17 protein-coding genes and 1 tRNA gene are annotated in these 19392 nt (G+C 58.8%); 6 read left to right on the top strand and 12 right to left on the bottom strand.

All coding sequences use genetic code 11. From position 1 onward, the window contains the following. Nucleotides 1-187: 187 nt before the first annotated feature. Nucleotides 188-1321 carry a tRNA guanosine(34) transglycosylase Tgt gene (gene tgt, locus LC093_RS16235; protein WP_226667307.1) on the bottom strand — a complete coding sequence of 378 codons (1134 nt, stop codon included), beginning with the start codon at nt 1319-1321 and terminating at the stop codon, nt 188-190. A gap of 29 nt (nt 1322-1350) precedes the next feature. Beyond that, nucleotides 1351-2406: a tRNA preQ1(34) S-adenosylmethionine ribosyltransferase-isomerase QueA gene (gene queA / locus LC093_RS16230; protein WP_226667305.1), complete on the bottom strand. Its 1056-nt coding sequence runs from the start codon at nt 2404-2406 to the stop codon at nt 1351-1353. 165 nt (nt 2407-2571) lie between these two features. Between queA and LC093_RS16225 the strand changes: the two genes are divergently transcribed. Continuing rightward, nucleotides 2572-2658, top strand: a tRNA-Leu gene (locus tag LC093_RS16225). A gap of 550 nt (nt 2659-3208) precedes the next feature. Here LC093_RS16225 and LC093_RS16220 read toward each other — a convergent pair. Together LC093_RS16220 and LC093_RS16215 are read right to left on the bottom strand one after the other, a co-directional pair. Further along, nucleotides 3209-5176: an alpha/beta hydrolase family protein gene (locus tag LC093_RS16220; RefSeq protein ID WP_226667302.1), complete on the bottom strand. Its 1968-nt coding sequence runs from the start codon at nt 5174-5176 to the stop codon at nt 3209-3211. 124 nt (nt 5177-5300) lie between these two features. Further along, the gene (locus LC093_RS16215) at nt 5301-5747 is read right to left on the bottom strand and encodes a hypothetical protein (RefSeq protein WP_226667300.1); all 447 of its coding nucleotides are present in this window, start codon (nt 5745-5747) and stop codon (nt 5301-5303) included. A 208-nt stretch (nt 5748-5955) separates the two neighbouring features. On the opposite strand from LC093_RS16215, the gene LC093_RS16210 reads away from it, so the two are divergent. Continuing rightward, entirely contained in the window at nt 5956-6696 is a 741-nt protein-coding gene (locus tag LC093_RS16210) for a Mut7-C ubiquitin/RNAse domain-containing protein (protein WP_226667297.1), read from the top strand. A gap of 12 nt (nt 6697-6708) precedes the next feature. On the opposite strand, the gene LC093_RS16205 is transcribed toward LC093_RS16210, so the two are convergent. Together LC093_RS16205 and LC093_RS16200 are read right to left on the bottom strand one after the other, a co-directional pair. Continuing rightward, on the bottom strand, nt 6709-8376 hold the full coding sequence (locus LC093_RS16205) for an aminotransferase class V-fold PLP-dependent enzyme (RefSeq protein ID WP_226667296.1): 1668 nt from the start codon (nt 8374-8376) through the stop codon (nt 6709-6711). Next, nucleotides 8373-9206 carry a TatD family hydrolase gene (locus LC093_RS16200; protein ID WP_226667295.1) on the bottom strand — a complete coding sequence of 278 codons (834 nt, stop codon included), beginning with the start codon at nt 9204-9206 and terminating at the stop codon, nt 8373-8375. Before LC093_RS16200 ends, LC093_RS16205 begins: the two co-directional genes overlap by 4 nt. A gap of 136 nt (nt 9207-9342) precedes the next feature. Between LC093_RS16200 and LC093_RS16195 the strand changes: the two genes are divergently transcribed. Then, nucleotides 9343-9933, top strand: coding sequence for a LysE family translocator (locus tag LC093_RS16195; RefSeq protein WP_226667294.1), 591 nt, complete (start codon nt 9343-9345; stop codon nt 9931-9933). A 30-nt stretch (nt 9934-9963) separates the two neighbouring features. On the opposite strand, the gene LC093_RS16190 is transcribed toward LC093_RS16195, so the two are convergent. The 4 genes from LC093_RS16190 to LC093_RS16175 all read right to left on the bottom strand — a co-directional run bounded on the left by LC093_RS16190 (nt 9964) and on the right by LC093_RS16175 (nt 14235). Then, nucleotides 9964-10821 carry an SDR family NAD(P)-dependent oxidoreductase gene (locus LC093_RS16190; RefSeq protein WP_226667452.1) on the bottom strand — a complete coding sequence of 286 codons (858 nt, stop codon included), beginning with the start codon at nt 10819-10821 and terminating at the stop codon, nt 9964-9966. Nucleotides 10822-10826: 5 nt separating this feature from the next. After that, entirely contained in the window at nt 10827-11822 is a 996-nt protein-coding gene (locus tag LC093_RS16185; protein WP_226667293.1) for an SDR family oxidoreductase, read from the bottom strand. A 50-nt stretch (nt 11823-11872) separates the two neighbouring features. Beyond that, nucleotides 11873-12817 (bottom strand): bile acid:sodium symporter family protein, encoded by a 945-nt coding sequence (locus LC093_RS16180; RefSeq protein WP_226667292.1) that lies wholly within the window; start codon nt 12815-12817, stop codon nt 11873-11875. A 71-nt stretch (nt 12818-12888) separates the two neighbouring features. After that, nucleotides 12889-14235, bottom strand: coding sequence for a flavin-containing monooxygenase (locus LC093_RS16175; protein WP_226667291.1), 1347 nt, complete (start codon nt 14233-14235; stop codon nt 12889-12891). A 206-nt stretch (nt 14236-14441) separates the two neighbouring features. On the opposite strand from LC093_RS16175, the gene LC093_RS16170 reads away from it, so the two are divergent. Both LC093_RS16170 and LC093_RS16165 read left to right on the top strand, forming a co-directional pair. Next, on the top strand, nt 14442-15338 hold the full coding sequence (locus LC093_RS16170; RefSeq protein WP_226667290.1) for a helix-turn-helix domain-containing protein: 897 nt from the start codon (nt 14442-14444) through the stop codon (nt 15336-15338). A 63-nt stretch (nt 15339-15401) separates the two neighbouring features. After that, nucleotides 15402-16820 carry a helicase HerA-like domain-containing protein gene (locus tag LC093_RS16165; RefSeq protein WP_226667289.1) on the top strand — a complete coding sequence of 473 codons (1419 nt, stop codon included), beginning with the start codon at nt 15402-15404 and terminating at the stop codon, nt 16818-16820. Here LC093_RS16165 and LC093_RS16160 read toward each other — a convergent pair. Both LC093_RS16160 and LC093_RS16155 read right to left on the bottom strand, forming a co-directional pair. Continuing rightward, nucleotides 16788-17738, bottom strand: coding sequence for a heme-dependent oxidative N-demethylase family protein (locus LC093_RS16160; RefSeq protein WP_226667286.1), 951 nt, complete (start codon nt 17736-17738; stop codon nt 16788-16790). The genes LC093_RS16165 and LC093_RS16160 overlap by 33 nt on opposite strands. 20 nt (nt 17739-17758) lie before the next feature. Continuing rightward, entirely contained in the window at nt 17759-18244 is a 486-nt protein-coding gene (locus LC093_RS16155) for a hypothetical protein (protein WP_226667283.1), read from the bottom strand. A 298-nt stretch (nt 18245-18542) separates the two neighbouring features. On the opposite strand from LC093_RS16155, the gene LC093_RS16150 reads away from it, so the two are divergent. Beyond that, nucleotides 18543-19118 (top strand): hypothetical protein, encoded by a 576-nt coding sequence (locus tag LC093_RS16150; protein ID WP_226667279.1) that lies wholly within the window; start codon nt 18543-18545, stop codon nt 19116-19118. Nucleotides 19119-19392 lie beyond the last annotated feature (274 nt).

The raw sequence follows: 19392 nt of genomic DNA, 5'->3' as shown, positions 1-19392 counted from the left end.
ATGGCCCGCTGAGCGGACTCGTTTTTAGCGATTCCCGGGGATATGCGGGCACACTGGCGCAATTACAAGGCCAAACTGCCCTCCCGCTGCCCGGATCTGCCGGCGCACCCTTGCGGCGCCAGCAGAGAACGGGCGGTGGCTGATTATACGGGGATAGAAAGAGGGTACAAATGCGGGCGCCCGCTGATCACCCCAGCGCAGGCACTTCTCGCCCCAGACCTGCATAAAATTCAGCCACATAGCCTTCCAGATCGCCGGCATCCAGCGCATCGCGGATCTTCTGCATCAGGCGCTGGTAGTGGCGCAGGTTATGGATGGTGTTGAGCTGGGAACCCAGGATCTCACCACACTTGTCCAGGTGGTGCAGGTAGCTGCGCGAGAAATTCTGGCAGGTATAGCAGTCGCAGTCCTCCTCAAGCGGGCGGGTATCGTGGCGATGTACCGCGTTGCGGATCTTGATCACACCCGAGAAGGTGAACAGATGGCCGTTGCGCGCATTGCGTGTGGGCATCACGCAGTCAAACATATCCACACCGCGGCGCACCGCCTCGACAATATCCTCCGGCTTGCCCACCCCCATCAGGTAACGCGGCTTGTCCGCCGGCATCTGGTGCGCGGTGTGATCCAGTACTTTGATCATCTCGTCCTTGGGCTCACCCACCGACAAACCACCAATGGCATAGCCATCGAAATCCAGCTCGGTCAGCCCCGCGAGCGAAACATCCCGCAGTTCCGGGTACATTCCGCCCTGTACAATACCGAACAGCGCCGAGGGGCTGTCGCCGTGGGCATCCTTGGAACGCTTGGCCCAGCGCAGGGAAAGCTCCATGGATTTGCGCGCTTCATCCGGGGTCGCCGGGTAGGGAGTGCACTCGTCAAAGATCATCACGATGTCCGAGCCCAGGTCCTTCTGTACCTGCATGGATTCTTCCGGTCCCATAAACACCGGGCTGCCGTCCACCGGCGATTTGAAGGAAACCCCCTCTTCCGAAATCTTGCGCATCTGCCCCAGGCTGAATACCTGGAAGCCACCGGAATCTGTCAGGATCGGGCCCTGCCAGTGCATGAAATCGTGCAGGTCACCGTGGGCCTTAATGACCTCGGTGCCCGGGCGCAGCATCAGGTGGAAGGTATTGCCGAGAATGATGTGCGCACCAATCTCCTCTACATCCCGCGGCAACATGCCCTTTACGGTGCCATAGGTACCCACTGGCATAAACGCGGGGGTCTCCACCACGCCACGCGGAAAACGCAGACGACCACGACGGGCCTTGCCTTCGGTGGTGTCCAGCTCAAACTGCATAAAACACTGGCGACTCACAGGATTCTCCTCAAACTGTTCGCGGGCGCTTATTCGCGCCCTACTTCCGCCGGATCCACGGCTGGATTCCGGTCGATCAACATGGCGTCGCCATAACTGAAAAAACGGTACTCTTCTTCCACGGCCACCTTGTAGGCATTCATCGCATGCTGGTAACCCGCAAAAGCACTGACCAGCATCAGCAAGGTCGATTCCGGCAGGTGGAAGTTGGTGATCAGGCGATCCACCACCCGGAACTCGTAGCCGGGGTAAATGAAGATCTCGGTGTCGCCCACGGTCGGCTGCAATTCGCCGGACGCCGCGGCGCTCTCCAGCGCACGCACACTGGTCGTACCTACGGCAATCACCCGGCCACCACGGGCACGGCAATCCGCCACCGCCTGGCATACCTCTTCGGAGACATTCAGTACTTCGCTGTGCATTTTGTGGGTATGGATATCGTCCACGCGCACCGGCTGGAAGGTACCGGCGCCCACGTGCAGGGTCACAAACGCGGTATCAATGCCCTTGGCCTTCAGGGTCTCCAGCATCTCTTCATCGAAATGCAGTCCTGCGGTGGGTGCCGCCACCGCACCGGCGTTGCGGTTGTACACGGTCTGGTAGCGCTCGCGGTCCGTATCGTCATCAGGACGGTCAATATAAGGAGGCAACGGCATATGTCCCAACCGCTCCAGTACCGGCAGCGCCCCCTCTTCCGGAAACTCCAGCTCAAACAGCGCGTCGTGACGGTCGACCATCTGCAGCGGGGTGTCGTCTTCCAGCAGGATTTCGCTTCCCGGCTTGGGGGACTTGCTGGAGCGCACATGGGCCAGCACCCGTCGGTCATCCAGCACTCGCTCCACCAGTATTTCCAGCTTGCCACCGCTGGGCTTGCGCCCGAACAGACGCGCGGGTATCACCCGGGTATCGTTGAATACCAACAGATCACCGGGTTCCAGCAAATCCGGCAAGTCCGCGAAGCGACGGTGCGCAAGTGCGCCACTGGGGCCATCCAGACACAGTAAACGGCTGCCACGGCGCTCTTTCGCCGGTACGCGGGCGATCAGGGAGTCGGGCAAATCAAAATGAAAATCCTGGCGACGCATGCTCTCAAGTGTAGGTTGTGATGAATCGGGCGCGAAGATTAGCCGAAAGCGCCCTCGCAGCCAAATCGGGACAAATTTCCTTGGGAAATTTTGTTGACCAATAGAGTCTCGTCGCTATAATCGTCCGTCTTCTGAGGGGCCAAACAGCTTGCCCCATATCAGATTGCCAGAGTGGTGAAATTGGTAGACACAGGGGATTCAAAATCCCCCGCCCTTAAAAGCGTGCCGGTTCGAGTCCGGCCTCTGGTACCAAACAAAGAAAGGCCCGCATATGCGGGCCTTTTTTGTTTGTACCTGAGGCCGGTGAGCACCGGCACCCCGGTTCGACCGATTGCGCTTACAGCGCAATCAACAACGAGCAGCGCAAGCTGCGAAGCCCGCAGGGACAAAAAAGCCCTAGCTTTTTTGGTTAGTCCGGCCGCCCGTTCCGGCACCAAATTGAGAATTCCCGCATAAGCGAGCCTTCCTGTTTGTACCTGAGGCCGGTGAGCACCGGCACCCCGGTTCGACCGATTGCGCTTACAGCGCAATCAACAACGAGCAGCGCACGCTGCGAAGCCCGCAGGGACAAAAAAGCCCTAGCTTTTTTGGTTAGTCCGGCCGCCCGTTCCGGCACCAAATCGAGAATTCCCGCATAAGCGAGCCTTCCTGTTTGTACCTGAGGCCGGCAAGCACCGGCACCCCGGTTCGACCGATTGCGCTTACAGCGCAATCAACAACGAGCAGCGCAAGCTGCGAAGCCCGCAGGGACAAAAAAGCCCTGGCTTTTTGGTTAGTCCGGCCGCCCGCTCCGGCACCGAAACTAAAGCGCAGCATTCCCAGTCGGCAGATGCTCATTCAAAAAACTCACATACGCCTCCGAGGCACTGATCCGGTTCGCCTTCTTGCGGAAACCGTGACCCTCATCCGGGAACAGCACATATTCGACCGGCACTTCGTTTTTACGAATGGCCTCGACCATTTCATCGCTTTCCACTTGCAGTACACGCGGGTCATTGGCGCCCTGCACAACCAGAACAGGCTTCTGGATATTTTCCGCATGGAACAAGGGGGATATGCGGCGGTGGCGCTCGGAATCCGTGGCGGGATCACCCATTTCGTCGTACAGCGCCTTTTTGAATGACTCCCACCAGGGCGGAATGCTTTGCAGCGTGCGCTCCCAGTTGGTGACGCCGAAGATATTGATACCCACCTCAAACTCATCAGTAAACGCCATCGCCGCCATGGTCAGGTAACCACCATAGCTGCCACCGATCACCGCGATTTTGTCCTGGTCGACCCAGTCCAGTGATTGCAGGTATTTCTTGCCGTAAACAATATCCTGAAGATCCACCTCTCCGTGCTTCTTGTCATCAAGGTGATAAAAGGTCTTGCCGTATCCGGAGGAGCCGCGGTTGTTTACCGCAAACAGTGCGTAGCCCTGGTTCACCAGATGCTGCTGGGCCGCACTGTAGCCCTTGCGGGACTGTCCGCCCGGACCGCCGTGAATCCAGATCAATGCCGGTACTTTTTGCCTGGCATCGGCCTGTTGCGGTTTATACAGAAGACCGGGAATTTCCAGGCCGTCAAAACTTTCAAAACGCACCACTTCGCTGGCGACCAAATGTGCCTCGTCAATCTCTGGATTCAGGGTATCCGTCAAACGGCGCACGGCTTTGTCGCCGAATGAATAGGCATAGAGATTCGAGGGGGCGGTGTCCGAATTGATGTAAAACACCATACCGCTTGCATCGCTGGTGAAATTCACCCCACGCAGGTCACCGTCGGGCAACTGGGGGATCTCTACCGGCTTGCCAGTACGCCGATCCAGAATATCCAGCTTGGTCTGCGCATCTTCGTTGGTACCCACAACCCGGAAGTTGGCGTCGTCCGAGTAATAGACAAACGACACATCCCAGTCGGCGCTGTATAGGGGTGCGCTTTTTGCCGACGCAATCTCGTAACTCCAGGCCCCGGTGAATTCCGCACCCTCATCGGAGCCGTAAATCAGCTGGGTGCTGTCAGGAGAAAAGGTAAACGCACTGAACTCTACGTCACCTTCATGTGGCGTAATAAGAACCGGAGTCGCGCTATCTGCCTTAAGGTCGACCAGATAAATATCGGCATCCGCGTTGGAATTGGACTTGACCAGTGCCAGCCATCGCCCATTGCGGCTGACTGCTTCCGGCGACAGCGAGTCGTCATTCTGAAACAGGAGATGACGGGAATAACCGTCAGCGGTGTACGCGTAGATATCGAACGATTTGGAATCACGCTCGTTCGTCGCGACATAAAAAGTTTTGTCGTCGGCGTTCCAGCCAAAAAACAACGCCTTCAGATTTTCACCGGGTGTGAGGTCTTGTACTTCGCCACTGGTTTCACGAACGAACAAGTGATTGAGTTCGTTACCTCCCTCATCTGCGGTATACAGGATACGATCATCCTCCGGGAACCAGCTCACCCCGTAGATAGTATCGGTTGTGGAGCTGGTCAACGCTTCCGGCGAGGAGCCATCCAGCGGGTAGCGATAGGCATTGAACACCCCTGTGGCATCACTGCTCACCAGCACCGCGGTGTTGTCATGATTGATTGAAGAGCCGAAAACGCTGGTGGTCTGGAAAAACTGCTCAGCAGAATAGTGCGAGACGCTTTCCGTGTCCCCGGCGGGCGCCGTAGCTTGGGAAACAGCGGGCTCGATTGCCGAAGTATCGTCTGACGACCGCTCCGGAGTACAGGCTGCGAGGCACAACAGCAGCCCCAACGAGAAAACCACTTTATTGATATGGATCATGGTCGGTGCCTTGTTGACAGAGGTGACCAACCAACGTTATCAGACTGACGTGCCAGATATGTGACCAACAGCACATTAGCACGTGCTGAAAACGCGGGCTCCCCTCACAAGGGCGGCGCTATCCTCAGGGCGTTTTATCCGGACACTCCACTCTCTGGTATTTGACCTGCTCCGCGGGGCCATAGTCCAAGTCCAGGGCCGTTTCCAGCGCACTGGCGCGAATCAGGTGCAGGAGGATCTGCCCGGTGGGCTCGCCGCATGAAGAGACAAAGACCACGTCGGTACGGAAGCCACAGGCCGAGCCATGCACAACTACACCACTATCCTTTAATTTGGCGCTACTCTCTGCCAGAGTCATGTCCTTCCCGACGCACTGTTTGGGGCGGCGGTGCCGAAACACCCAGACGACAGGATCCTGCGCCGTGACATCTTCTGTCTGAGCCAGCAGTATATTGGCCGATGGCTTCACAGCCTGACTCCCGGCCACGTCCACATCGCTTGCGCTGCTCTGCGCCAAAGCGCCGGCCGATAAGAAAAAGCCCATCATCAACAGCGGCAGTTTGCGTTTCATTTTGCGTTTCCCACAGAAAGCGGTTAGCGGATGGATTGCGCCACATCCGGAAGGCGGATATATCCTTTAAAAAAGCATAGCAATGACTCGCGCAGGTTGCGGCAATCCGGGATAACAACCATGGTTACTCGGAACTGTTCCTGCCCCTCCAGGGGAAGGATGTACGGTTTCCCTCAATGAAACCCTGTGTTAAATCCTGTTTACCACCATGCAGACACTTACTTTTCGCTTCTACCGGGAGCTCAATGACTTTCTGCCAAATGCTTTGAAACAGCGCAGTTTCAACCGCGAATTTACTGCCCTGGGCTCCATCAAGGACGCGATTGAATCTGTCGGTATACCGCACACGGAGGTGGACCTGATTCTGGTGAATGGGGAGTCGGTGGATTTCACATTCATCCCGCAGAACGGCGATCGCGTCAGCGTGTACCCGCTGTTTGAGTCGCTGGATGTAACCAGCCTGACCCGGCTACGTCCACATCCGCTACGACAGACGGCTTTCATCCTCGACTGCCATCTCGGGCGCCTTGCCCGCTATCTGCGCCTGCTTGGATTTGATGCACTGTTCTACGGGCACTGTCCCGATGAACGACTGGTGGAAATATCCCTGCACCAGCACCGCATTCTGCTCACCAGGGATCTGAACCTGCTGAAAAGAAAAGTACTGACGCACGCTTACTACGTACGCTCTACCCGCCCGATCAAACAGGCTGAGGAAGTAGTTCGGCGGCTTCAGCTACAAAATAGTTTCCAGCCGTTCTCCCGTTGCACCGTTTGCAACGGGTTACTGTCAACGGTGGACAAGCAGGTAGTCTGGGCGCAGCTGCCTGAGAACAGTCGGCGCCGGTTTGACGAATATGCCCGCTGCAATGAGTGTGGGCGGGTTTACTGGCAGGGCAGCCACTATGAGCGTATGCAACGACTGGTGAAAGACCTCAGGGAAAGCTAAACCACCAGGTAATTACTTTTGCTGTTCGAGGATTGCCATGGCGCGCTGCATCAGCGCATAAAACCCATTGCTGCGGGAAGGCGACAGGTGTTTATCGAACTCGAACTCGGTAAACAGCGCTTCCAGATCCGTGGAGCGAACTTCCTCCAGGCTCTTGCCGTTCAACTGGGACAACAGGAAAGCGCCGAGGCCTTTCACCACACGACTGTCACTGTCGAGCGCGAAGTAGTGCTTTTCTCCCAACTGGCGGTGCACCAGCCAGGCACTGGATTCACAACCCTGCACAAGATGCTCGGGCGAGCGAATGATAGGCTTCGCGGCTATCGCCTTGCTCCACTGCATCAGCAAACGATAACGCTCCTGCCAGCCCCTGCGACTGCGCAGCGCTTCGATATCGAGCACAGATAAGTCGTCTATCGGCCAGCCTTCGGCGACCTCGGGTTCCACGTGCGTGGGGGCGTTTTCAGCACTGTCCAGCTGATCGAGGAATTCCGCCACCGCAGCCACAAAACGCGCGACATCCTGCTCTGAATTGTACGCCGCCAGCGATGCCCGCAGCGTGGCGCTGTGACCGGTCGCCCGGATCAGGGGCTGTGCGCAGTGGTGACCAACGCGCACCGCGATATCCTTCCCGTCCAGCCAATGCATCAGGTCGACCGGCACAAAACGGCTGTCACTAAACGCGAGAATTCCGAGATTGTTTTCCGCACTGCTCAGCAATTCCATGCCCGGCAATTTGCCCACCTGTTCATGCAGGGTACGCAACAGTTGCTGCTCATGTACCGCCATGGCCGCGCGATCCTGGGATTGCAGAAATTCCAGACAGGCCCCCAGCCCGGCAATGGCGGCGAGGGACGAAGTACCGGCCTCGAATTTGTGTGGCAGGTCGGCATAGTGGCTGGAGTGCAGGTCCACATCCGCAATCATTTCGCCGCCGCCCTGCCAGGGTGGCATCTGCTGTAACCACTGTTCGCGGCCAAACAGCAGGCCGATCCCGCTCGGGCCATAGAACTTGTGTGCCGAGCACACCAGAAAATCGCAGCCGATCTCCTGCACATCTATCGGCTCGTGCGCCGCCAGTTGCGCCGCATCAACCACCCAGCGTAAATCCCGCCCCGCCAGCATCTGCCGAATCTGTGCGAGATCCGCGCGAAACCCCAAGGCATTGGAGCCGGCCGTGAGCGAGACGATACGGGTGCGCGGGCCAAGCACTTCCACCAGGCGGTCAAACTGGGGAATACCCCGCTCATCCGGCACATAGCGAATATGCAACTGATGGCGGGCGGCGGCCATCTGCCAGGGCACCAGGTTCGCGTGGTGCTCGGCGGTGGAGAGCACCACCTCATCGCCAGGCGCAAGTTCAGCGCACAGACTATTGGCGAGCAGGTTTAACCCTTCCGTTGCACCGCGGGTAAAAATCACCTCACGCACATTGCCCGTACCGAGAAATGCTGCCGCCTGTGCGCGTACCCGCTCCACCATTGCCGTGGCCTGACGGGCCAGCCGGTGACTGGAACGATGGGTGTTAGCGTTGCTGTGCAGGTAAAAATCCCGGATTGCATCAATAACCACGGCCGGCTTCTGTGTCGTGGCTGCATTGTCGAGATACACCAGATCGCGGTTTTCCGGCTGACTGAACAGGGGAAATTGCTGCTTAAACTGCGAAACTGAAAAACTCATAGATTGAAAAGCACTTGGGTGTTTTTGCGCGTCTGTGCGCACACTTGTTCAACGGAGATAGCACGCAGTGCGGCCAGGGTTTCTGCAACAGTTAACAAATATTCCGGGCTGTTGCGCTCGCCCTGTCGGCCCGCGTGGGGCATATCCGGCGCGTCCGATTCCAGCAACAGGGATTCCAGTGGCACTTCACTGACGGTGCGGAGCGTCTTGGCCGCGCGCTCATAGGTGATAGTGCCGCCGATACCGAGATAAAACCCCAGCTTCCAGTACTCCCGCGCAATTTCCGCACTGCCGCTGAAAGCGTGGATCACTCCACCCTTCTCCGGCCGGAATTCTTTCAACAAGGCAATGATCTCGCTGTGCGCTTTGACGCTGTGGAGGATAACCGGCAATTCGAGTTCACAGGCGGCCGCCAGTTGGGGGCGCAACACGGTCTCCTGCTCGGCCAGGCTGCACTCGATACTCCCGTCGAGGCCACATTCGCCAATGGCCACTACGCGGCCGCTGCCAGCGCGCTCTTTTTTCACGCGCTCCACAATGGCCTCCTGCAGCCGCTCTGGCGATAACGCCATGTCTGCCACCCACCACGGGTGTACCCCGACGGCCCCGTACCAGGCGGGCTCACTGTTCACCAGCGCAAACAACGAACGCCACTGGGCAATGCTCACTCCCGGCATTATCAGCTGGCCGATACCATTATCCCGACAACGACGCCAGACCTCATCACGATCGGGTGCGAAGGCTTCGAAATCAAAATGGCAGTGACTGTCGATCAGCGCAATTGGCGACATTGGGCGGGCTACGGCAGAAATTTTGCAGAATTCTAGCACGGCCATTTCCTGGCAGGTTTACCGCGCCAACCGCTCCGCGGATAATTGCCCACGTCCCTAACGGCGTTGTCTTGATCGCGATCACGCCATTGTCACCTAGCCACCGTTATCGCACCGTCAGATTAAGAGGTTCACCTTGCTGGAAGCACTGCTGCCCATCATCCTGTTTGTATTTGCCACCAGCATTACACCGGGCCCGAACAACCTGATGATTATGTCGTCCGGCCTCAATTTCGGTATCGGCCGTTCGATGCCGCATTTCCTCGGTATCTGCCTCGGCTATCCGGCCATGATTATCGCCATCGGCCTGGGACTCGGCGCACTGTTTAACCGGTTCCCGCTGTTACACGAAATTATTCGCTGGGTGGGTATTGCCTACCTGCTCTATCTGGCCTGGGTGATTGCCTCGACCCGGGAAGTGGGTTCGGCGGAGGGAAAGAAGCCGTTTACATTTCTGCAGGCGGTGGCTTTTCAGTGGGTCAACCCGAAGGGCTGGATCATGGCGGTGGGCGCCCTTGCGGCATTCACCACGCCCGATGGCACCATGCTGCTGGAAGCCGGACGCATCGCCGTGGCCTTTATCCTGATTGGCGGCCCCTGCATCATTGTCTGGCTGATGTTCGGCGTGGGGTTGAAGCAAATACTGAAAGAGCCCCGTCACCTGCGACTTTTCAATATCACCATGGGACTGTTGCTGGCTGCCAGCGTAATCACCATGATCCACTGACAGCCGGAGAGAAAGATTGAGGACAGAGGATTAGCGATCAGCCGCTTCCGCCGCCCGTCCTACTTCGAGCTCAACACGGAAATTGCGCACCATCTGCTTCAGGAACAGGCGCGGCGCCAGCTTGTAAAGGTAGGCGCCCAATAGAGATTTATCCCGGGGGAATAAGCGCTCCTTGCCTTTCTCCAGCGCGTTGACGATCTTACCCGCCATCCAGTCGGCAGAACGCACGGTACCAACGGTGCTCTGGGCGTGCTGTGCACGGCCGCCATCGCCGGAAAGCGCATTGGTGTCGATATTGGTGGCCACGAAGCTCGGATACACCATCAGCACCCGCACACCATCGTCGCGGACCTCTTCACGGAAGGTCTCGAAATACTGGTGCAGCGCACTCTTGGCCGCGCAGTACCCCGCGCGCCCCAGCACTGGCATCCAGCCCGCCATGGAGCTGATATTCACCACACAGCCACCTGCCGCACGCAGTTGTGGTAACAGGCCCTGTGCCAACTCCACTGGCGCGTGATAATCCACCGCCATCACCCGCCGGATTACAGCGTTGCTGGTCTGGGTCGATAGGCTGCGATGGGTAATACCGGCGTTGTTGACCAGCAGATCCACATGTTCGTATATGGCTCGCAGCCGCGTGCAGAGCTCTGCCACGGCCTCTTCACTGGACAGGTCGATCGCAAATACATCCGCGTCGATATCCTGCTGCTCCAGCTCCCGCGCACGCGCGGCCACCGCCTCAGCGTTTACATCGACCAGCGCGAAGCGTACCGATTCACGGCCAGCCTGGGATTTGACCAGCGCCTGCACCAGTGCCCAACCGAGCCCACCCGCAGCGCCGGTCACCACGAATACCTTTTCGCGATTCAATATTTTTGCCACCATCTTGTTCACGCCGGCTGCCCTTTTGCCATTGCGGACTCGGCAACGGTCACGCGCGCAGACTCGGCATCGACATCGATTCCCAGTGCGTTAGTGGCAAAGTAGGCAAACGTTTCTGCCGAGGTTTTCTTCGGCACATAGCCCAACTCCTGCTTGAGGCGGGTATTGAGCAGCACCGGCCGGTACTGCAGGAACATCACCTGGGCCGGCCGCACATTGCCGAGGTGCAGGCCATAGCTGATACCCAGCAGGCCTTTCAGCAGCCATACCGGGAGACGGCGCAGGGGTTTGTTCAGCAGGCGGGCGATCTCTTCCGGCGTCAGGGCGCCATCACCGGCCAGGTTGTAGATACCGCTGGCATCGCGCAAGACACCATATTCAATCGCGCCAATCACATCCTGGTCCCAGATGAAAACAAATGGCGAGTTATGGCCACCGGGGTCAAGGATCGCCTTGCCGGAAAAAAGCGCGCTGATCTTGGTTTTGGTGGCCCCGCCAATAATCGAACAGGGGCGGAAAATCAGCTGCTGCAGTTCAGGATGGCGGCCGCGGTAGTCCGCCAGCATCTCTTCGACCAGGCGCTTGTGATCGGAGTAGGCAAATTCCGGGTTACCGCGCAGCGCATCATCTTCCCGCAACCATGCCGGGTTATCCGCGTGGTAGCCGTAAGCAGCACCACTGCTGGTCAGGGTGAGGTGCTTTACTCCTGCTGTCACACAGGCGTCCAACACATTGCGGGTGCCCTCCACATCAATCTGGTATTCCCGCGCGCGATCCCGCCCCGGGGCGACCACTGACGCCAGGTGCACAACGTGGGTGATGCGTTCGGCCCGCAGCAACTCCCCCAGGGCCGCATCACAGATGTCCATCCTGATGATCGGAAATGCCGCCTCGCGCTGGACAATGTCCACACCGACTACTGGCATCTGTTTGGCCAGCAACTCCCCCAGCTGCTGGCCCACGTAACCGGCCGCGCCGGTAATCAATACGCGTTTTTCGTTCATTGTTCTGCTCTTATCTTTGACTATTCGCGCTACCGCCTGCGATCACAGCATCAGGCAGATTCGGCCCGTAGAGATTCCGCACGCGCTTTCCTGCGGTTACTGAAATTCCAGTAACCCGCAAGCGAGAGTCCCGACACCAGGTGCCAGACTCCCCAGAACCCGGCCACAACAAGCATCTCCCCTGCGCCGGGGTAAAAGGTAAACAGAATCGCGAGCGCCAGGCCCGAGTTCTGGATGCCAACTTCCATGGTCACCGCGCGGCGATCCGCCACCCGCAGGCGCGCGACGCGCCCACTGAGGTCCCCGATCAAAAACGCCAGTGCATTGTGGGCAATTACCAACACCAGTACCGCGCCGGCAATGGAAAGTGCGGTTTCCCAGTGCTTGCTGAACGACACCACCACAAACAGCAGGAACACCCCCAGTGATGCGGTGCGGAAAAAGCGCTCGCTCTTTTGTGCAAACCCCGGATACCGGGCACCGATCAGCATGCCCAGCAACATCGGTACAGCCAGTACAGCCACTACGACAAGCACCATGTTTTCCGCCGGCAGGGAAATGGCCTGCAACGCATCGCGGGTGCTTGGGTTGAGATTGCCGTAGAAAGCGAAATTGAATGGCGTCATGACTACGGCCACCAGACTGGAAACCGCCGTCATACTGACGGAAGTCGCCACGTTGGCCCGACCTATCCAGGTCATGACATTGGAAAAGGTTCCACCGGGGCAGCAGGACACCAGGATCATCCCCAGTGCCAACCCAGGGCTAATGTCCAGCAACCAGGTCACCAGGCAGGTAATCGCCGGCAACAAAAGGAACTGGGCAACCAGCCCGGTAACCGGGGCCACAGGTCGCCGCAGGATGTTGGCAAAATCACTGGTACGGAGCCCCAGGGACACGCCGAACATCATGAACGCCAGCACGGCGTTCAGGGCCAGCAATGCCACAGGGGACATCTGAAAACTGTCTATGGATACGGTTACAGCTGAGTTCACGGATACGGCACCGGTCAGGCTGGTCCCTGATGTGTTCAGGGACGGATTTAGTCAGGGATTGGGTGGCGACCTCAGTGGGCCGCCTCCACCGCGGTGGCGGGAATGCGATCAGTATCCCCGGCGCCGTAATCCTTGAGCAAGTCCCGAGTGTGACCGGCCATCGCGTCCAGGTACGTATCTTTGTGCACGTAGTACGCCATCCGCTCCAGCTCCAGGTACTGCATACCACCATCGGCACGTGCACCGGCTTTCTCGCGCTTGGTTGCTTTCAGCTGCTGGGCCGACTTGGCGCCCTTCGCCAGCTGCTGGATATACAGGGCCACCATCTCCGCCTGGCGATTGCGCCCTTCCCAGCCGAGACCTGCTGCCTCCACCATGCCCATCAGGAACAGGTTGTCATATTCAGGGTGGAACACATTCAGGTACAGACGCGGCGCGAAGCCGGTCCAGTTGAGTTCCTCGCTGGCGATAAATGGATAGTGGAGTTTGTAGCCAGTGGCCAGCATGATCATGTCGTATTCACGACAGGAACCATCAACAAACGTGACCTTGTTTCCGTCGATTTTCTCGATATCCTTGCGCGCCTTGATATCCCCATGACCGATATGGTGCAGGATCAGCGAGTTGATCACCGGGTGGGACTCAAACATTTTGTAGTCCGGCTTGGGCAGCCCGTACTGCTCTGGCTTGCCCAGCATCAGCCGGGAAATTGCGGCGCTGATACGCTGCTGGATAAAGCGCGGCAGTTTGATCTTGCCGCCGAGCGCATCGGTCGCTTTACCGGCAATAAATTTGGGCAGGAAGTAGTAACCGCGGCGCAGGCTGATATCCACGCTCCTGGCGCGGTGCGCAGCATCTACGGCAATGTCGGCGCCACTGTTGCCACAGCCCACCAGCAGCACGCGCTTGCCATCGAAGATCGCCGGATCGCGGTAGTCGGCGGAGTGCAGCACTTCGCCAGTAAATTCACCGGGCAACTGTGGGCGATTGGGGTGATGCAGCGTGCCGTTGGCGATCAACAGGCCGCCAAAGGTGCGGGTCTGCTCGCGGCCGTCGCTGCGGGTGGTGATTTGCCAGTCGTCGCCGACTCGCTCGCAGCTGACCACCTCGGTGTTGAATTCGTAGTGGCGGTAGAGATCGAACTTCCTGGCGTAGTCGCGGAAGTACTGTCGCAGTTCGCTGTGATGCGGGAAGAGTGCCACATCATCACCCATGGGGAATTCCGCAAACTCCGTCATTCTCTTTGAGGAGATAAGGTGCGCGGATTCGTACATCGTACTGGTGGGGCTGTCGATATCCCAGAGGCCACCGACATCGCTGTGGATTTCAAAGCCCACACAGGGAATGCCGTGCTTGGCCAGGTTGCGCACACTGCACAGCCCCATTGGGCCGGCGCCAATAACTGCATAGGGTTTCATTATTCTTCTCCCGAAATCTCACATCCTCGCCAATATAGCGTGACAACCCGGGAGGCTGTCGTCATAATCGGGCAGTCTCTGGTTAATTTCGGACAGCACGAGTGAACCCACCGGATAACAGAAGTGTTACCCTCAGCTATACACGCGCAGTAATAAGCGGTTTGGAGCGCCTTCAGCTGGAACTCCCGCCTGCCGCGAAATCGTTAATGACCCACATTAACGAACAGGATCGGGTACCAATGCGGGTCCAGGAAGATATCTGGCTGGCACTGCAGGATGCCTACCCGGACCCTCTTCTCGGCGTACGTCTCGGCCAGGCGATGCAGGGCAGCCAGATGGGATTGGTCGGCTATCTGCTGATGACCCAGAAAAATCTCGGCACCGCCATCGAGCAGCTCCTGATATACCACCCGCTGCTCGGCGAGGGCGGCCAGTTCGAAATGCGCCGCAGCAGCTTCTACGTAGAGCTTTGCTACCAGCCCAATTATCTGCGCTGCGCGCGGCTGCGTGTGGAAACCGTACTCTCTATCTGCCTCGCCCAGGCGAGGGTAATGACCGGCAGGGAGTTCCAGCCACAGAGCGTCATGCTGGCCTACCCTACGCCCTCACTGGCGATACAGCAACAGTACCAGCAACTGCTGCAGGCCCCGGTCCAGTTCAATGCTCCAGTGTCCGGTATCCGCATGCGTCCGCAGGATCTGGAAATCCCGCTGATGGCGGCAGACCGCCAGGTAATGGCCCGCCTGAAACCGGAGGCCGACGCACTGCTCAAGGCCCTGACCAGTAAAAGCCTGCAACTGCGCGTCTCCCACCTGCTGCAACAGGAACCACAGCTGAGCCGTGAGCAGGTCGCTGCACGCCTGTGCATTAGCCCACGCCACCTGGGACGCAAACTGCTGGAAGAAAGTGCCAGCTTCCGTGCGATACAGGACGAAGTTCGCAGCCACTATGCGTGCCAGTGGCTGCGGGAGGGTGAAAAGACCAATGTGGATATCGCCGGAGCCCTCGGCTACTGCGACGAGAGCGCCTTCGGTAAAGCGTTCCGGCGCTGGACCGGGCTTTCGCCCAAGGCTTTCAAAAGCGGCTGCAGAAAGCCGGAGTGAATACACTGCCGCACGCGCCGGTGTCTACAGTTAAGGCATCGGCAAGTAAATGGCAGCAAATCCATGGATCCGATTCCCGTCGGTCTCGACCCCGATAGCGGACAGATCTCCGCACAACTGCTGCCGCAGATGGTGAGCCGGCACGGCCTGATCTGCGGCGCTACCGGCACCGGCAAAACGGTGACGCTCCGCTACCTGGTAGAGCAGCTCAACCAGCGCGGTATCGCGACCCTGGTGACCGACCTAAAAGGCGACCTGACCGGCCTCGCAGCCGCCGGTGGCGGCAACGCCAAAGTCAGCGAGCGCCTGTCTCTTTTCGGGCTCGACAACACCTATTACCACGCCTGCCCTGCCTCCCTGTGGGGCCCGGGCGCGCTCCCCATGCGCACCACGCCGACCGAGCTCGGCCCGGAACTGCTGGGGCAGATGCTCAACCTCAACGATAACCAGCAGGGACTGATGCAACTGCTGTTTCGCATCGCCGACCAGCTGGGCCTGCTGCTGCTCGACTGGAAGGACCTGCTGGCGCTGATCAACTTCGCCGAGCGCTATCGCAAAGAACTGCTACCCGAGTTCGGCACCATCTCACCCGCCAGCCTGGGCGCGATCAAGCGCAAGTATCTGGCGCTGGAGACCAGGGGCGCAGAAGATCTGTTTGGCGAACCGGCACTGGAACTGACCGACCTGATCGGCGACAACCGGATCCACCTGCTCGACGCCAGCTCCATGCAGCCGGTGATCTACGGCATCCTGCTTCTCTGGCTCCTGGCGGAGCTCTACGAAAACCTGCCGGAGTCCGGTGACAACGCTCTCAGGCTGGTATTGTTTTTTGACGAGGCACACCTGCTGTTCGACGACCTCCCCGCGCCCCTGCGTGAGCAGGTAGAACAAATTATCAAACTGATCCGCTCCCGCGGTGTCGGCGTGTTCTTCATCACCCAGAACCCCATGGATATTCCCGAGGGTATCCTCGCTCAGCTCGGCAATCGTGTGCAGCACGCCCTGCGTGCCTACACACCCAACGAGCAGCGCGCAGTGAAGGCCGCAGCAAAGAGCTTCCGCGTAAACCCCGATATCGACACCGAAACCGCAATCGGCCAACTGGCGGTGGGAGAAGCCCTGGTGTCCTGCCTGGACAAAGATGGCGTGCCGGTTCCCGTTGAACGGGTTTTCATCCATCCACCCGCTTCGCGCCTGTCCCCTCTGGATGATGCAGAGCGACAGCAACTGATGCAGGGAAACCCCCTGGCCGGAAAGTACACGCAGACAATGGACAGGGAATCCGCCTTTGAGCAGTTGCGCGAACGCCGTGCGCGCATGGAAGAACAGGCACAAGTGAAAGCTGAGCGCCCCAAGCCCGCCAGAAAGCCTGCCAGCGCGCTGGAAAAGTCACTCGGCCGGGCAGCCAGCAGCTTTGGCCGCCAGATTGGCAAAGAGCTGGTGCGGGGTTTACTGGGGGCGCTGAGCGGCGGACGTCGCTGAAAGGTGCTCGGCAAAAAAATGCTGCAACTGCGGCAACAGCGGCGCGAGCGATTTATAACGGGATTCCTGCGGGGACATTGCGGCCACTCCGGCCTGCAATGCGGCAACGGCACCGTCCACGGCAAGCAGGTCACTGAGGGGGTTGATCGAGACCCTGATGGTAAACGCTACCGCCCCACTCTCCGGAAGGCGGCGCAGGGATTGACGCTCCACGCGCAGATACAGACGGTCACCGGCAGGCTCCGCGCCACCCCGCTGCAAAAGTTCCGGAGAGCCCACCACCGACCAGTTGCTCCGCCACACCGGGTATTCGGGCCGCAGATGATCGAAAAACCGCGCCATCTGTACGGCGAGGTGCTCCCTGAAGCCCGGTATCGGGCCATGTATCTGGTTTAGCGGCCGCCCGATCTTGTCTTCCAGCTTCCAGTAACTGGGTGCCGCCAGAGACGCCGCAACCAGTTCGTAGCCGTCCGGGCCCGGCAGCAGCAAGCAGATGTCATCCGCCACCCACAGGCTTGCATTCCACAGTGGCTCCGCCGCCGCTGCGGGGAGCGGCCAATGCAGCACCTCAGCCCCAGCACGCCAGGACAGCCGCTCCGCGGTGCGAAAATAGGCCCGATGGTCAGCGAGCAGATGGCCGAGCAACATCGAAGCCAGCTCGCTTTGCGCAGGCAGTGAACGCGACTCAAAGGCAAATACACGCTCCTGCAACTGACGCCGGGCACAGAGCTTGTTGTGCTGATAGTTTGGAAGCTGTGGGCAGGGCTGGATCCACTCGCGGGCGCTCAACCGATTGAGCCCCATATGGACGATCTGCGGAGTGGTGACAAAAGGCAGAAATAAAGCGCCGGGCGACTGCGCATAGCGATAATCCGCTTGCGGCGCAGCAGAGGCAGAGCCCGCGAATATGTGATTCACCGGCTCCACCACTTCAGCAATCAGCGTGCAGCTGTGGTGTCAGCCAGGGCAAGCGCGCTGTTCAGCGCTGCCAGGTCTTCCACCCACACGACATTAGCAGCTGCCGGCGCACCCACATAGCGACCAACCGCCTGCGCAACCTGCTCGATGTCTTTGCTGTCACCGGCAACGGCATCCAGCGGCAGCGCAATCCAGGCCTGACCATTTTGATCGATTACCTGCTTGCCCTGTTCGCCATCCACCGCAGTCAGGTGGCGATCAATCGCGGAAGAACCACCGGACGGCAGGTAAATGGTGCCGTTGGTGAAGTCCACCGCAAACGCCACGATACCCGGAAGAATACCGAACAGCAGCGCAGCGCCATCCAGAATCACCACCACCGGATCGACACGGCCGCCGGACTGCCCCTTGCGCTCAGGGTAAAGCAAGAAGCCACAGGCGGTAAGGTTCAGGGCCATGGTCAAAAGACAGGTGGCAGCAACGCCACGCTTTACGGATTTCTTCATTGGAAAATCTCTGACAGTAATTGTTCGCGTGATTATTCTCACCGACCACAATCGGTAACAGTACCTGTAATACCTGGTGGCCGGGCGATCCCGGATAACGACTAGCACCCCGAGACCTGACGGCCCCAAGAATACCCGAAGAGCCGGCGCTCATTAAAGTGGCGTGTAATGTAACGCCGTCACACTTTGTGCACCAAGTCGCAGGCACCTGCCCGCTACACCGGTATTCTCCTTGGTTCGAGTTGTATTGGTACCAGTTTACCGATTTGAACACCGAGCGTTATCACGGAGAATGACCATGCCCGCTATTTTTCGCGTCCTGACCCGCCTGCTGATTATCAGTCAGGTCGCCCTTATCACCGCCTGTGCCGCACCGGGCCAAACCCGTGATGAACAACGACAGCACATTCAGCAAACCGAGCGCCAGGTATTGAACGAGCTCTACCAGCTCAAGCCCGACCTGCGTGGCGATGTCGCCAAAGCACCCGGCTATGCGGTATTCAGCAACGTTAACGTGAACCTGTTACTGGCCAGTGCATCTACCGGTTACGGGGTAGCCGTAGGCAACAGCGGTGCACGTACCTACATGAAGATGGGCGAAGTCGGTCTCGGTCTCGGCCTAGGAATCAAAGACTTCCGCGCACTGTTCGTATTCGACTCCCCCGCCGTCATGGAGCGCTTCGTGGAAAAAGGTTGGTCCTTTGGCGGCCACGCCGATGCGGCCGCAAAAGCACAGGAAAAAGGTGTCGCGGTTGGCGGTGAAGTCGTAATGGATGGTATGCGTGTTTACCAGCTGACCGAGAGCGGTATCGCCCTGCAGGCCACACTCAAGGGCACCAAGTACTGGAAAGACCGCGACCTCAATTTCGATTGAGAGGACGCTCGAAACCGGTCGATGAATAAGTCGACCGATTCCACGCCAACTTTTCCAGGCAGACAACATTCGCCCCAATACGGTGCCTAAACTTTAAACAGCACCTGCTGAGGTATGTCAGGGAGCAGTACAACGTTTCTGAAGGGGGCACCGGATTAGTCGCACCCGTGCAGCAGCCAGGGCAGTGAGCAGTCGTCGCTGGTCGACGCCAGAAATTTCAAGGAGCAGTAGTCTCAGCAGGTGCAGCCAAGGAATGGCAGGGGCACGGTATTCG

The sequence above is a fragment of the Microbulbifer aggregans genome, assembly GCF_020524005.1.
Lineage (GTDB): Bacteria > Pseudomonadota > Gammaproteobacteria > Pseudomonadales > Cellvibrionaceae > Microbulbifer > Microbulbifer aggregans_A.
The sequence above is the reverse complement of the archived record's forward strand: the minus strand, read 5'-3'. Positions and strand labels throughout refer to the sequence as shown.

Coding starts and splice junctions, on each gene's coding strand:
- queA (WP_226667305.1), bottom strand. CDS start 2,406: ATGCGTCGCCAGGATTTTCATTTTGATTTGCCCGACTCCCTGATCGCC.
- LC093_RS16220 (WP_226667302.1), bottom strand. CDS start 5,176: ATGATCCATATCAATAAAGTGGTTTTCTCGTTGGGGCTGCTGTTGTGC.
- LC093_RS16215 (WP_226667300.1), bottom strand. CDS start 5,747: ATGAAACGCAAACTGCCGCTGTTGATGATGGGCTTTTTCTTATCGGCC.
- LC093_RS16210 (WP_226667297.1), top strand. CDS start 5,956: ATGCAGACACTTACTTTTCGCTTCTACCGGGAGCTCAATGACTTTCTG.
- LC093_RS16205 (WP_226667296.1), bottom strand. CDS start 8,376: ATGAGTTTTTCAGTTTCGCAGTTTAAGCAGCAATTTCCCCTGTTCAGT.
- LC093_RS16190 (WP_226667452.1), bottom strand. CDS start 10,821: ATGGTGGCAAAAATATTGAATCGCGAAAAGGTATTCGTGGTGACCGGC.
- LC093_RS16185 (WP_226667293.1), bottom strand. CDS start 11,822: ATGAACGAAAAACGCGTATTGATTACCGGCGCGGCCGGTTACGTGGGC.
- LC093_RS16175 (WP_226667291.1), bottom strand. CDS start 14,235: ATGAAACCCTATGCAGTTATTGGCGCCGGCCCAATGGGGCTGTGCAGT.
- LC093_RS16170 (WP_226667290.1), top strand. CDS start 14,442: ATGACCCACATTAACGAACAGGATCGGGTACCAATGCGGGTCCAGGAA.
- LC093_RS16165 (WP_226667289.1), top strand. CDS start 15,402: ATGGATCCGATTCCCGTCGGTCTCGACCCCGATAGCGGACAGATCTCC.
- LC093_RS16155 (WP_226667283.1), bottom strand. CDS start 18,244: ATGAAGAAATCCGTAAAGCGTGGCGTTGCTGCCACCTGTCTTTTGACC.
- LC093_RS16150 (WP_226667279.1), top strand. CDS start 18,543: ATGCCCGCTATTTTTCGCGTCCTGACCCGCCTGCTGATTATCAGTCAG.